This is a genomic window from Streptosporangium sp. G12 (assembly GCF_052983175.1).
Map to the genome: position 1 here is coordinate 21,227 of NZ_JBRIQO010000026.1, position 13,198 is coordinate 34,424.

Below are 13,198 nucleotides of genomic sequence, written 5' to 3' on the forward strand. Positions count from 1 at the left end.
GGGCGAACTCGGGGCCGAACCCGATGCCGAACTTCGGTGAGGTGGCCACGCCATGAGCTGGATTCTGATCGTGCTCCTCGGTGTGCCACTCGCCGGAGCCGCCGCGCTGCTCGCACCGTTCGGGTCGGACGTCGCGGCCAGGGGTCGGCTGCTCAGGGTGCACGGCCTGGTCGTCTCCGGCCTCACGTTCGCGCTGTCGGTGGTGCTGGTCGCCGCGTTCGACTACGGCGACGCCGCTCGGGTGCAGTTCGCGACAGACCTGGCCTGGATCCCCGGCCTCGACCTCAGATTCCACCTCGGCGTGGACGGGATCTCGCTGCCGCTGGTCGTGCTGACCACGCTGCTGACCTTCCTCTGCTTCGTCTACCTGTGCAGGGGGCGCGCCGACCGCCCCGGGCAGCTGCTCAGTCCCCGGCCCGGTGGCAACCGGCCACGGGCGCTGGTGTTCACGCTGCTCGTCCTCGAAGTGGGCATGATCGGCACCTTTCTCGCGCTCGACCTGTTGCTGTTCTTCGTGTTCTTCGAGGTCGTCCTCATCCCGATGTACTTCGTGATCGCCATCTGGGGCGGGCGCGCCCGCCGGGCGGCGGCGATCAAGTTCATCCTCTATACCCTGCTCGGCTCGGTGGTCCTCCTGCTGGGCCTGTTGCTCATCTGGTCGCAGACCGGCACCCTGGACATGATCGCCCTCGCGCGGGCACGGGGAACGGGCATGTCACCCGCTGTGCAGACCATCGCCTTCCTGGCCGTCGGCATCGGCTTCGCGGTCAAGACCCCGATGTGGCCGCTGCACACCTGGCTGCCCGACGCCCACACCGAGGCGCCGACCGTCGGTTCGGTGCTCCTGGCCGGCGTGCTGCTCAAGATGGGCACGTACGGCTTCGCCCGCGTCGCGATCCCGATCCTGCCCGATGGTGCCGCCGCGACGGCCCCGTGGCTCGGGGCTTTCGCGGTGATCGGCATCGTCTACGGCTCGCTGGCCTGTCTCGCCCAGCGTGACCTCAAAAGGATGATCGCCTACTCCTCGGTCGGCCACATGGGTTTCGTGCTCCTGGGCTTCGCCACGCTCACTCCGGCCGGAGTCAACGGTGCCCTGTTCGGCAACATCGCCCACGGTCTCATCACCGCCCTGTTGTTCTTCGTCGCCGGAGCCATCAAGGAGCGCTACGGCACCTCCGACATGCCGGCCCTCGGCGGTGGCATGCTGACACGCCTTCCCCGCCTCGCCTCCCTGCTCACCTTCGCCTGCGTCGCCTCGCTCGGGCTGCCGGGACTGGCGGGCTTCTGGGGTGAGATGCTGGCCCTCCTCGGTGCCTTCGAACCGGCCGCGGGTCTGTCGCGCCCCCTCTACCTGGTCTTCATGGCCCTCGGAGGTCTCGGTACCGTGCTGACCGCCGCCTACTTCCTGCTCATGCTCTCCCGCGTCACCCACGGCCGGGGCACCGAGACCGTCCATGTCCCGGTCCTCGCCGCGGCCGCCGCGGGCGGCCTGCCCTCCACGGGACCGACCGGGGAGGAGGGTGATCACGACGGTGGTGCCCCCGCCGGCGAGGCGGGGGAGAAGGAGGGCCCCCTCATGGCAACCGTCGGCGGGGGTGGCGCTCCCCCTCCGGCGACCCCGGCGACCCCGGCGACCCCGGCTGCTCTGGGGACTTCGGGGGGTTCGAGGGTAGGGGCGACTTCGGGAGTCGCTTCGGGGGCGACGGGCACGGGCAGATCGCGCATGCCCGACGTCTCGGGCCACGAACTGGCCGCCTGGGTGCCGTTGATCGCGTTGATCCTGCTGTTCGGGCTCTGGCCCAAGGCGCTCCTCCTCCTCACCGATCCGGTGGTCCGGACCCTGGTGGGCGCGCCGTGATCCAGTCGATCGACTACTACGCGGTCGCGCCGCCCCTGATCCTCGCCCTCACCGCAGGGCTCGTGTTGCTCCTGGACGCCTTCCTGCCCCGCAGGCCGTACGTCCGGACGGCACTCGGCGCGGTCACGTTGTCCGGGGTGATCGCCGCCCTGGCAGTAGTGATCTCCCAGGCCGTACGCGCCGGAGAGCCGCTGAGAACCTTCTGCGTGCCAGAGGGGCTGCTCGGCTCCCCCCGCGCGGCGATCGGCGCCATCGCTCCCCCGGTCACCGGGCCGAAGGCGCCCACGGCCGCCGTGGCACCGTGCTCGTTCGTGGTCGACGACTTCACGCTGGTCTTCGCCGGGCTCGCGCTGTTCGCCGGGATCGTGGTGGTGCTGCTGTCGGCGGCCGAACTCTCCTCCGGGGACATCCCCGTCGGAGAGTGGTACTTCCTGCTGCTCTGCACGCTGGCGGGTGCCGTCGCCCTGCCCGCCTCCCGTGACCTGATCATGCTGGTGGTCGCACTGGAGCTCGTCTCGCTGCCGGTGTTCGCGCTCACCGCGCTCAAGCGTTACGACGGCCGGAGCTCCGAGGCGGCGGTCAAGCTCTTCCTGGTCTCCGTGGTCTCCACGGCGGTGATGCTCTTCGGGGTCTCCCTGCTGTACGGAACCACCGGCACCGTCTACCTCGACCGCATCGCCCACGTTCTACGACAGGACGTCCCCGCCGCCACCGGCCTCGGGCCCGGCCAGGGGGACATCGGCGACGGCGGCGCCTACGAGTCCTCGCTGCAGATCGCCTACGACCTGCCCGCCGTGGTCACCGTGGCCGTGGTCCTGGTCCTCGCCGGGTTCGCCTTCAAGATCGCAGCGGTGCCGTTCCACGCGTGGGCGGGTGACGTCTACCAGGGCGCGCCCATCCCCGTCGCGGCGCTTCTCTCCGTCATCTCCAAGGCGGCGGGGTTCGCGGGGCTGATCCTCATCCTGGTCGTCGCCCTGGGCGGCCTGGGGGCCACCTGGATCCCGCTGGTCGCGATTCTCGCCGCGCTGACCATGACCGTCGGCAACCTCCTGGCCACGCGCCAGCGCCACGCCGTGCGGTTGCTCGCCTGGTCCTCCGTCGCCCAGTCGGGCTACATCCTCGCTCCCCTCGGCATCAGGAACGACGAGGCGATGAACGCCTCGGTCGCCTACCTGGTCTTCTACGCGGCGATGAACCTCGGGGCGTTCGCCGTGGTCACGCTGGTGTCGAGGAGGTCGGGCAGCGGGGAACTGGACGACTACCGGGGTCTGGCGTTCCGGAGCCCGGCGGCCGGGCTGGCACTGGCCTTCTTCCTGATCTGCCTGGCGGGCCTGCCCCCGGGGCTGGCCGGGCTCTTCGCCAAGATCGTGGTGTTCCGGGAGCTCCTCGGCGGAGGCGGTGGCTGGCTGGCGGCCGTGATGGCGGTCAACACCGTCGTGGGTCTCTACTACTACGTCGCCTGGGTCGTGCGGATCTTCACCCCGGCCCCGGTGACCGAGAGCCCTGCGATCGGGGGCGCCATGGCGGGCAGCGCTGTGATCGGGGGTGCTGTGACGAGGGAAGCCGTGATCGGGGGTGCCGTGCCGGGCGGTGCCGTGACAGGAAGCGCCATGGCGGGCAGCGTCGTGCCGGGCAGCGCGGAGACGGGTGGCCGCGGCACCGGATGGATACCCGCGAGTGTGGCGGTCGCGGTGGCCGGGATCGTCGCGATCGCGTTCTCGGCCGCTCCCCAGCTGGTCCTCGACCTCGTCCCCGCGGCGCTCATCGCCGCGGGCTGAACCATCCGGGAACGTTCGACCTGGCCGGAGACGTTGTCACAGGTGAATCAGCATCAACCGAAAGGGGGGTGTAGTGCACCACAACGGTCTGCGTACCGCGGTCCTTCTCGGCGCACTGTCCGCGGTGATCATCGTGGTGGGGGCGTGGTTCGGAGGCGGCACCGGCGTGCAGATCGCGGTCCTGGTCGCGCTGGCGACCAGCGGCGTCGCCTACTTCTTCTCCGACCGCATCGCGCTGTCGGCCATGCGCGCCCGGCCGGTGGGTGAGGTGGAGCAGCCGCTCCTCTACCGGATCGTGCGCGAGCTCTCCACCGAGGCCCGCCAGCCCATGCCCCGGCTCTACGTCTCGCCGACCATGCAGCCCAACGCCTTCGCGACGGGGCGCAACCCCCGCAACGCCGCGGTGTGCGTAACCTACGGGATCACCCAGCTCCTCGACGAGCGCGAGCTGCGCGGGGTCATCGGGCACGAGCTCTCCCACGTCTACAACCGCGACATCCTGATCTCCTCGGTGGCCGGCGCGCTCGCCACGATGATCACCTACCTCGGCTATGTCGGCTTGTTCTTCGGCGGCGGTGACGAGGACGAGGGCCCCGGGTTCATCGGTGCGATCCTCATGATCGTGCTCGGTCCGGTCGCGGCCGGAATGATCCAGATGGCCATCTCCCGCTCCCGTGAGTACCAGGCGGACGAGTCCGGTGCCCGGCTGACGGGCGATCCGCTGGCCCTCGCCTCGGCGCTGAGAAAGATCGAGATGGGCACCCGTCAGCTGCCCCTCCCGGAGAACGGCCGGATCGCCTCCGCCTCCCACCTGATGATCGCCAATCCCTTCCGCGGCGCCGGGATCGGCCGGATGTTCTCCACCCACCCGCCCACCGCCGAGCGCGTCGCCCGTCTGGAGCGTATGGCCGGCTACCGCCGCTGACCCCGCGCTTCCCTGCCGCCGTGAGCCCCTACGGTCCGTGACGGATCAGGGAGCCAGTCCCGTGACGATCGGGTTGTGGACGGACCCGGGCACGACGAAGCCGCTCACCCGTTCCGTGCCGCCCGACTCCTGATCGACCCGATACCAGGTGTAGCGGGTGCCGCCCCCCTTCCTGATCCTGCGCGGGGTGACCGTCTGCAGGTCGAGACGGCCCGCGCCGTTCCAGCGCATCCGGGTCGGAGTCCTGTTGACGGGTACGGCGATGGGATCGTGCCTGGGGATGCCGCCGGTGGGCACGTTCCACAGGCGGATCCCCGCGTCACGTGCCGTGAAGTGGGCGACGGTCTCGCCGTCCGGGCCGAGCGCGCCCCCCACCGGAACGCGCCCCCGCTCGGTGAAGGGCGACATCGAGTAGATCCCCGCCTGGAACGTGTCGTCCACCACGAGTACGAACTTCGCGTCAGGGCTGAAACTCCACGGACGCAGGCCAGGTGGCACCGGGATGCTCTCCCCGCTGTACGTGTCCAGGATCCGATGCTCCCAGCCGATGCCCAGCACCACGTACCGCCCGCCGGGAGAGAGATCGACCCGTGCCGCGCGCATGGCGTTCGACCACATCACTCCCGGCACCGCGCGCACCTCGCCGGTGGCCACCTCCCGCACCACCAGCGCCCCACCCCGCCGCTGGAAGTACGCGACATACCTACCGTTCGGCGACAGGGCCAGCGGTGCTCGTTGCCTCCCCACGGAGAACACCCGGGCGTCGGGGAGAGTGATCACCCCGCCGCCGCGTACCCAGAGTTTCCATGGAGCGCAGACACACCCGTCGAGTCCCGCGTACCGGACCGGAGGTCTCACACCTCCGGCCTTCGCGGGAACGCCCGCCCCCATGACCATGGCGACCGCGCCGACGCAAACGCTCAAGCGGCAGAACAACCCCACTGAGGCCCCCCGAGTCTTCCGGACATACGGGGGGTGTCCGTCGCTTACCGGCTTACTGTACGCCCAGGGGGAGGCCGACCGGCGGTGTCGCCGTGAGTGTCATCCGATCGGGGGGAGCGAGCGGAAACCCCTCCGGTGCAGGCGAACGGACCGGCCCCCGCGAGGGCCGGTCCCGGGGCGGCCACCGGCCGACCGGCTCAGGAGTGCTGCGTGACCGGGTCGGTCTCCTCCGCGGAAAGGCCGGGGATGCCGTCGATGCTCTCGCGGTTCTTCCGCGCCCGGTGGGTGCGCCGCTGCTGGACGTCCTTGCGTTCCGCCCACTCGTCCAGCAGCGTCCGGTCCTTCTCGAAGGACATGAACGGTACCGAGAAGCCGCAGGAATCGGAGATCCGGTCACAGTCGACGACGACGATCGACCGCACGCCCGGATGCGGGCCGAAATTCTTGATCAGTGTTGCGAAGTCGGGGTTCTCCGGTACGACGACACGGCCGGTGCCGTACAGGCGGAGGATGTCGGGAGGGCCGGAGAAGGCGCAGAACATGACCGTGATGCGGCCGTTCTGGCGGAGATGGGCGATGCTCTCCACTCCACTGCCGTCCAGGTCCAGGTAGGCGACGGTGGTGTCATCGAGGACGGCGAAGGTGTCGGCGTATCCCTTGGGGGACATGTTGACGTGGCCGCCCTGCTCGGGAGCCGTCGCCACGAAGTAGATCGGCTGTGCTCCGATGAACTCACGCAGCCGATCGTTAATCCTGTCATGAATTTTCCCCATGAACAGGACGATAATTCTTTATTGTTCGCCGGTTGGCGCCGTGTCCAGTAGTTGCCTTCGATCGGGAGGGTTGTACCGGAATCCAGACAGCTCGGCCTCGGCAGCACGGCCGCTCCGAGCCGGCCCACCGCAAGCAGATCCGGCCCGTACTCCGGGGCGGCGCGGTCGCCATGGATCGAATCTTCGGAACCCGCGTCAATTCCCGGCACGGTTACGCTCAACACCAGCCCGAACCGGCGGCTGGAGTCAGCCCGTAGAGCCTCCATCGAGCCCGGATCGCTTCAAAACGATCGAGGGCGTCACCGGCACCCACCGTGGCCCTGCTCGAAGGGGAGGAACTGAGGCTGATCGGCGTGGTGCTCCGGACCGCATGGTGGACGATCTCCTCAGGAGTGCGAGTCTTCGCCGGCCCACCCTGCACAGGTACCCCAAGCGGGGGAGACCGCGTCGCTCACCTCCAGCGATGTGAAACGGGTGAGCGGCCGGGGCACAAGAGAGCCTCTTGCCCCGGCCGTATGCCCTGGATGTGCCCTCCCCGGAGCAGTAAGGTCCTGAAACCACAGGTCAGAGCCTCGGTTTCCCTTCTGCTAGCGGTAGTTCGAGAACTGAAGCGCGATCTCCAGGTCCTTACCCTTGAGAAGGGCGATGACCTCCTGCAGCTCGTCCCTCTTCTTGGAACTCACCCGCAGTTCCTCGCCCTGGATCTGGGCCTTGACGCCCTTGGGCCCCTCATCACGAATGATCTTCGAGATCTTCTTGGCGTGCTCCTGGTCGATGCCCTCCTTGAGGGTCACCAGAAGCCGGTACTCCTTGCCGGACAGCCTGGGCTCGTCCGCGTCCAGGATCTTGAGGGAGAGCCCCCGCTTGATCAGCTTGTCCTTGAAGACGTCGAGGACCGCGTTGGCGCGCTCCTCGCTGTTGGCCTTGATCTCAACGGCCTTCTGACCGCCCGACCAGGCGATGGTCGCGCCGGTGCCCTTGAAGTCGAATCGATGTCCGACCTCCTTGACCGTCTGGTTCAGCGCGTTGTCGGCTTCCTGGTGGTCGATCTTGCTAACGATGTCGAACGATGAATCCGCCAAAGCTCAATCCCCTCTGACCTGCTGGAACTATCAATCGCCGCCCGGCTCCCGGAAGCCACGGATCTCGAATCGCGGTGGCGCCCGCGAGCCGGTTCGATAGACGCGTACGTAACCGATCAGCCTAGCCAGCATCTCCCGCCGATGCCGAGGCGGAAGCGTGTCCCTCTCCCGCCATCAGCGGGCCCTGTCCACTTCAGCGTGTCTCGTTTCCACTCCCGCCCTCCCGCTCGCCTTGGCGTGTCCCCGTTCCTTCAGTTTCCTCGCACCGCCCTCCGGCCACCCCTCGGAACCCCCGCCATTGAGACCTGTCCCCCCCGACGCCGCGACGCCTCTGGCGTCACTTCCTCCCCGGAGAACACCGGCACAAGTGGCGACATGCGTACCAAAAGTCCTGATAGGAGTGGGTATCGGGAGGTGCCCCGCGTCGATGTCACGTCACACCCGGAAGTCCGCTATTCTTCTTCCTGTCGCCGCCGCAAGCGGAGGACATGGCAGGTTGCCCGAGTGGTCAAAGGGAGCGGTCTGTAAAACCGTCGGCTCAGCCTACGCAGGTTCAAGTCCTGCACCTGCCACCAGCAGAAACAGCAGCTCAGAGGCCCTTCGGGGCCTCTTTTGCGTTTCCGGGACATGCAGCCGCAGGCAGCCGGAAGCAGCCGCATGTCAGCGCTCGCGGGATATACGCGGGATGGATCATGAGGCATTTCCCCAGGTCGCGCCGGGCGTTGCGGGACATGCGCGGGATGGACCCCGGAACGCCGAAAGGGCTCCGGGAGTGTGTCCCAGAGCCCCACAGCAGAGGTGATCTTCACGCGGCCAGCGCGTCATCAATCCTCCGGTTGACTGTCTCCTCCTGGCCGTCGATGCACTTCGCGTAGACGCGGAGGAGAACGTCAACGCCGTGACCGGCCCGCCTGGCGATCTCCGGGGCGGGAACCCCGGCGTTGAGCCAGAGCGACACCGCCGCGTGCCGTAGGTCGTACGGCCTGCGAGCCAGGGGAGAGGCGGCCTGTTCCGGCGTCAGCGCGAGGAGCCGAGCCGCGGCCCACACCTCGGTATAGGCGGTCGAGGCGACCACGCCGCCGCGCTCGCTCTGGAACAGCCGGCCATCCTTGGCGGTCCCGAACTCGTCGAGGTGCTCGCGGAGGATCCTCACCAGGACGGGAGGGATCGGGACAGGCCGCGTGTCCTCCTGCGCCCGATGCTTGAGCCCGCGCGCCTCGTGGGCATCCCCGGAATCGGTCCACCGGGTGTTCACCTCGGGACGGGAGACATCGAGGCTGAGCCGACCCCAGCCGGTTGCCGGAAGACGACAGTCCTGCTTGCGCAGCGCGACCGCCTCACCCGGCCGGATGCCCGCGTAGTACATGCAGGCGAACAGCGCCATGAGCCGACGACCACGGCCGCGCCTGCCCACGTAGGTCACCATGGTCAGCAACTCGCGAACCTGCTCGGGGTTGACGACCACGCGGGGATCGACCGTCTCGGCGACCTTCACCGGCTTCCAGCGAACTTTCGTCACCGGGTTCGCGGGCAGTTCCTCCAGCTCCACCGCGTACTGAAGGGCGTTGTAGAAGACGGCCCGCTTACGCCGAATCGTGTTCGCAGCCGCCGCCTTGCCGTTGAGGAGCAGGGCGAGCGCGTCGAGCCCGGCCCGGACGGTCTTGGCCTCCTGAAGCTCCGAGAGAGGCACAGACGCCTTGTCGAGCCAACGCAGCGCCTTGGCGATCTCAACCGGCCGCGCCTTGTCCCGAGCGTTGGGAGGCAGCGCGTAATGACGCAACGCCGCACGAAGGACGGAGATCTCTGGCTTGCCGGGGATGTCTCGTGTCAGCGCGGGGACCACCGTCGCCAGGGCATCGGTCATCGCGTCCCGAGTCTTGGCCGCCGCGTGGGGCCACTTCATGTCGATGTAGGCCAGGACGAAGGCGTACCAGTTCTGCGCCTCCTTGGCCTGGATCATCGACTCGGGGAGGCCCGTCTCCATGTCGAAGGCTTCGCCCCGCTTGGCCGCCTGACGCAGGTCGGACAGGAAGTTCTCGCCGAGAGCCTTGGTCCGGTAGCTCTTGGACTTCTCCCGGCTACCCACCTTCCACCGGACCTCATAGGACGCGGCCTTGCTGGACTTGTTCCGGCGGATCTCCCAGAACTTCACGTCGTACGAGGTGTTCACGCCGCCTCCCGGAGGCTCTCAAGCCACGCCTCGAACTCACTGCGATAGAGGCGGATCTCGTCGTTGGGCAGTCGCAGGCCGCGGGGGAACTTGCCGATCTCGCGCCAGCGGTAGAGGGTCCGGACGGAGATCCCGCCGAGCCTGTCGAGGATCTCGGGGACGGTCATGAGCTTGTCGTCGTCCTTCTTCTTCACGCCGCCTCCCTGATTGCCGAAAGGTCTTGTCCGATCGCCTTCTCTTGGAGTGCGAGAAGGGTTGCCCGCCAGCGCTGGCGTTCGGCGACCATGCGCAGCAGTCGCAGGGCCAGAGAGGGGATGTCGCTGTCACCGGCCGGGACGGGCTTCCAGACGTAACGGTGCGGATCGGGGACCTCATCGGCCAGGCCGAGCGCCTCCATGACCCAGGTACGGCGGTCGCGCTTGTGCTCGGACAGGGTCTTGTTGGACCACTTACGGGACACCAGGACGCGACGGCCCGCGTAGCCGAGGTGTTCGGGCTTGTGCGCCTTGCTCCGGCACCGGCCCGGAGTCATGCCCTGCTTGGCGCCTTTGGGCTGCACGCCGTACCGCAGCCAGTTCGGGCAGGCCGGAGAGCAGGGTTCGTAGCGGAGTGCTTCGGCCATCCGCGCGGCATGCGCTCGCTGAGCAGGGTTGTCAGGGTCGAGGGCGTCGCCGAGGCTCTTGGTCAGATACTTCGACAGGTAGCGGATGCACTGGTCGGCATCCGGGGTGCCGGACAGGACGCCCTGAACATCGACTTGAGAACCGAAGCGGACCACATGCAGGGGTTCGGCCTCGTCGTCGGTGCCGAGCCGGTCGAGCGCCTGAGGCCAGGTCGGGAGGAGTTCCCCGGTGGCCGGGTCGAGGTAGTCGCCGGTCTGTCCGTCTGGATAGGTCTCCTCGTCGGGGAGGTCGGCCCGCTGCGTCCACACCGGCAGGTGATCGCCGTCGAACTTGACCTCATCGACGGACGGCCACCACACCTGGTGATAGGTCGCCGCCGTGATCTGCTTGATCTCAGCGCGAGGCATGGTGCCGCGGACTGCCATGTGCAGGTGGGGAGCGAGCCGTTTCTGTGGTTCGACGGAGGAGAAGTACTGCACGTCATAGCCCGCGACCCGGCGAAGGTTCTGCACGAAGCGGTCGACGAGCTTGGAGAAGTGCAGCGCGTCCCGAGCCGCCCGCGTGTAGTCGTAGGCGCCCGGATCGACGGGCACGCCTTGCCCTGCCCGGATCTTGCCGTACGAGGGAAGCGTGAGGGTGAGGAACAGCGACGGCCGGTAGGTGGTTCCGTCCGAGCCGGTGAAGGTCCGCCCGAGCGTGGTGTTCTGCCGGACCCGCTTGGGGAGATCGGGGGCATCCTGTCGCCGCCGGGTCGAGCGGTTGCGCTTGCCGGCAGCACGACCGAGCAGGGTGCCACGCATTCCGGCAGCGTTGATCTCGTCGTCCAGGCCGGTGAGGATCGCGTCCAGGTCGGCGGTGTCGTCGCCGGCCTTTTCCGCGGCATCGCGTTGGGCCTGCATGTCGGCGCGGAACTCCACCAGCCAGACCTGTTCCTCGTTGGGCTCATCCGGGGTGATCGAAGGTTCGGCCTCCAGGTGCCAGCCTTCCCGGCACTGGGCCATCCGCAGGTAGCGGTTGCGCCGGGCGCAGGAGGGACACTTGGCCTCCATGGTGGCCCCGCAGGGCACGTTGATGTCCTCGGTGAGCCCGGTGTGGGTGTCCAGCCGACGCAGGACCACCGGCCGGATGCACACTCCGTTGTGCTTGGCGATCTCCACCGCCACATCCAGCGCGAGCGGCATCCTCTGACGTTCGGCGCGCGACAGGCCGCGGTCGTTCGGGTTGCTCACGCGCCCTCCTCGTACGTGTCGCCGGGGTCGAGGAGCGCGCCCTGTCCGCACTCGCGACACTCGACCAGGCCGCGGATCAGGTCCAGCCACAGCGTGTTGACCGCGTGGCAGGCAGCGCAGCGCAGGCCGTCGAGGATGTAGGCCAGTTCAGTCACGGTCGTCCCTCTCCCGCACTTCGGACAGGTCGGCCACCAGCCGGAACATGGTCTGGTACGGGTCGGCGGTGACGCGGACGTTGAACAGCTCGAAGGCCAGGACGGGCTGAGTGTGGTGCGGTCCCAGGGCGGCGAGGACGGGCCGCTCGCAGAGGCGGGTGATCTCCTCGTCGGTGCCGTAGAAGCAGACCCTCACGCGGTCACCTCCATGGCCATCGCGCGGATGTCGCTGTCGGAGACGTAGGCGGCACGGACCCGGATCGGGTCGGGCGAGGTCTCCAGCCGGACGTAGCCGATACCGGCACCCTGCTCGGGGATCGGGGAGATGTGATCGGCCAGTGCACCGCGATCCCGAGCACCGTCGCCGAGCACCATGTCGACCTGCTCGGACTCGTCGAGGCGGAGCGCGATCTTGTCGGGGAACAGGTTGCGGATGTTCATGACCTCCTTGCGCGGGTCCTGGAGAGCTGCCAGGACACCGAAGCCGACCGCGCGACCCTGCGTGGTGAGCGTCGCCAGGGCGGCGGAGATGCGGAGCTTGAGACCCTTGTCGGACTGGTAGGCGGTCAGGAACGCCACCTCGTCGACCACCACCAGGACGAACGGGTCATCGACAGAGGGAGTGTGGGAGCGCTGGAGTCCGGCGTAACGGTCGGCCCGCTCCTGCATGATCTTCACCGCGGCTTCGAGAAGATCGGCGCAGTCGGCCGGGCTCGCGGCGTAGCGGTCGCCGAACAGGTCGCGCCCGTAGGACAGCTCCATCCGTTTGGGATCCAGCGCCCACACCTGCGCCAGGCCCGCATGCGTGGCGGGCAGTAGGCCGCGGATCGCCGACCAGATGACCGAGCCCTTGCCCGCCCCGGTGGCACCGGCGACCAGGACGTGCGTGCCATGGACCTTCAAAAACCAGGGGGTGCCGTCCTCGCACTTGCCGACCTCCACCGGTCCCACCGATGCCTCATCCGGGACCGGTACGGCCGGGAGCGGAGTGGCGAGGGGATCGCGGCGAGGGAAGACGAGCAGCAGTCGGCCGGAGCGTGCGATGGAGACCCGGCAGGAGCGAGCGCCGAACCCGTGGGCGAGGTGCTCGGTGCGGTCGGCCCAGTCTTTGACCGCCTGCCCGGTGAGCATCCGCACCGTGACCACGTCGGCCCACGAGGTGCAGGTGACGCGGACGACGCGAGGCAGGTAGTCCCGGCCGCGTAAGTGTCGTCCGAGTCCGGAGATGATCATCACTGGTTGCCAGTGCCGCTGGTAGACCCACACCAGCCGCCACCAGGCCAACAGATGCCAGCCCAGCAGGCGAAGGAACGAGGGACGAGCGAGGAAGAACCAGGCGGTGAGGCTGAGAGGTGGCATGGTGACGAGGCCGAGGCCCCAACGCCAGCCGTACCAGTAGGTGACTGCAACGGGAGTGAGCGCGACGGCCGAGGCGATGGGGTGGCGCCACAGCAGCCGCAGGGCACCGGCCAGCAGCCGCCACGCGAAGATCACAATGGTGACGATCGCCGGAGTGCGGAGGACGGCCGGGCGGAAGACGACGGCGGTATCGGGGGTGGTGGAGACGAGGTTCTGCGCCTCGTCGCCGGGCAGTTTCTTGAACATTAGGCTGGGGGCCTTCCTTGAATTCGCGTGAGAGGGAGAACCGAGGGGCCGCCGGAAG

The 13,198-nt window shown here is 68.5% G+C and carries 12 protein-coding genes and 1 tRNA gene; 4 read left to right on the plus strand and 9 right to left on the minus strand.

The features are described from left to right. Positions 1-52 precede the first annotated feature (52 nt). From ACVCAG_RS34050 to htpX, 3 genes are all read left to right on the plus strand, one after another. Positions 53-1,858: an NADH-quinone oxidoreductase subunit M gene (locus ACVCAG_RS34050; protein ID WP_440082587.1), complete on the plus strand. Its 1,806-nt coding sequence runs from the start codon at positions 53-55 to the stop codon at positions 1,856-1,858. Beyond that, positions 1,855-3,636 carry a proton-conducting transporter transmembrane domain-containing protein gene (locus ACVCAG_RS34055; protein ID WP_440082588.1) on the plus strand — a complete coding sequence of 594 codons (1,782 nt, stop codon included), beginning with the start codon at positions 1,855-1,857 and terminating at the stop codon, positions 3,634-3,636. The genes ACVCAG_RS34050 and ACVCAG_RS34055 overlap by 4 nt, the downstream gene beginning before the upstream one ends. Positions 3,637-3,709: 73 nt before the next feature. Further along, the gene (htpX, locus tag ACVCAG_RS34060) at positions 3,710-4,561 is read left to right on the plus strand and encodes a zinc metalloprotease HtpX (RefSeq protein WP_362698260.1); all 852 of its coding nucleotides are present in this window, start codon (positions 3,710-3,712) and stop codon (positions 4,559-4,561) included. Positions 4,562-4,606: 45 nt separating this feature from the next. Here htpX and ACVCAG_RS34065 read toward each other — a convergent pair whose 3' ends face one another. The 3 genes from ACVCAG_RS34065 to ACVCAG_RS34075 form a co-directional block, all read right to left on the minus strand. Further along, on the minus strand, positions 4,607-5,341 hold the full coding sequence (locus ACVCAG_RS34065) for a hypothetical protein (RefSeq protein WP_447191101.1): 735 nt from the start codon (positions 5,339-5,341) through the stop codon (positions 4,607-4,609). A gap of 359 nt (positions 5,342-5,700) precedes the next feature. Then, the gene (locus tag ACVCAG_RS34070) at positions 5,701-6,276 is read right to left on the minus strand and encodes a pyridoxamine 5'-phosphate oxidase family protein (RefSeq protein WP_440082590.1); all 576 of its coding nucleotides are present in this window, start codon (positions 6,274-6,276) and stop codon (positions 5,701-5,703) included. A 587-nt stretch (positions 6,277-6,863) separates the two neighbouring features. Next, positions 6,864-7,358 (minus strand): YajQ family cyclic di-GMP-binding protein, encoded by a 495-nt coding sequence (locus ACVCAG_RS34075; RefSeq protein WP_350969089.1) that lies wholly within the window; start codon positions 7,356-7,358, stop codon positions 6,864-6,866. Between the two features lie 490 nt (positions 7,359-7,848). Between ACVCAG_RS34075 and ACVCAG_RS34080 the strand changes: the two genes are divergently transcribed. Beyond that, positions 7,849-7,933: transfer RNA gene (locus ACVCAG_RS34080), tRNA-Tyr, on the plus strand. A gap of 230 nt (positions 7,934-8,163) precedes the next feature. Here ACVCAG_RS34080 and ACVCAG_RS34085 read toward each other — a convergent pair. Genes ACVCAG_RS34085 through ACVCAG_RS34110 form a run of 6 tightly spaced genes read right to left on the minus strand, consistent with a single transcriptional unit; the run spans position 8,164 to position 13,140 of the window. Then, positions 8,164-9,528, minus strand: coding sequence for a tyrosine-type recombinase/integrase (locus ACVCAG_RS34085; protein ID WP_440082591.1), 1,365 nt, complete (start codon positions 9,526-9,528; stop codon positions 8,164-8,166). Continuing rightward, complete coding sequence (locus ACVCAG_RS34090; RefSeq protein ID WP_362515482.1) at positions 9,525-9,695, minus strand: helix-turn-helix transcriptional regulator; 171 nt, start codon at positions 9,693-9,695, stop codon at positions 9,525-9,527. Before ACVCAG_RS34090 ends, ACVCAG_RS34085 begins: the two co-directional genes overlap by 4 nt. 23 nt (positions 9,696-9,718) lie before the next feature. Continuing rightward, positions 9,719-11,380, minus strand: coding sequence for a replication initiator (locus ACVCAG_RS34095; RefSeq protein WP_440082592.1), 1,662 nt, complete (start codon positions 11,378-11,380; stop codon positions 9,719-9,721). Continuing rightward, positions 11,377-11,535, minus strand: coding sequence for a hypothetical protein (locus ACVCAG_RS34100; protein ID WP_440082593.1), 159 nt, complete (start codon positions 11,533-11,535; stop codon positions 11,377-11,379). Before ACVCAG_RS34100 ends, ACVCAG_RS34095 begins: the two co-directional genes overlap by 4 nt. Continuing rightward, positions 11,528-11,731, minus strand: coding sequence for a hypothetical protein (locus tag ACVCAG_RS34105; protein WP_440082594.1), 204 nt, complete (start codon positions 11,729-11,731; stop codon positions 11,528-11,530). The genes ACVCAG_RS34100 and ACVCAG_RS34105 overlap by 8 nt, the downstream gene beginning before the upstream one ends. After that, positions 11,728-13,140: an FtsK/SpoIIIE domain-containing protein gene (locus tag ACVCAG_RS34110; protein WP_440082595.1), complete on the minus strand. Its 1,413-nt coding sequence runs from the start codon at positions 13,138-13,140 to the stop codon at positions 11,728-11,730. Before ACVCAG_RS34110 ends, ACVCAG_RS34105 begins: the two co-directional genes overlap by 4 nt. Positions 13,141-13,198 lie beyond the last annotated feature (58 nt).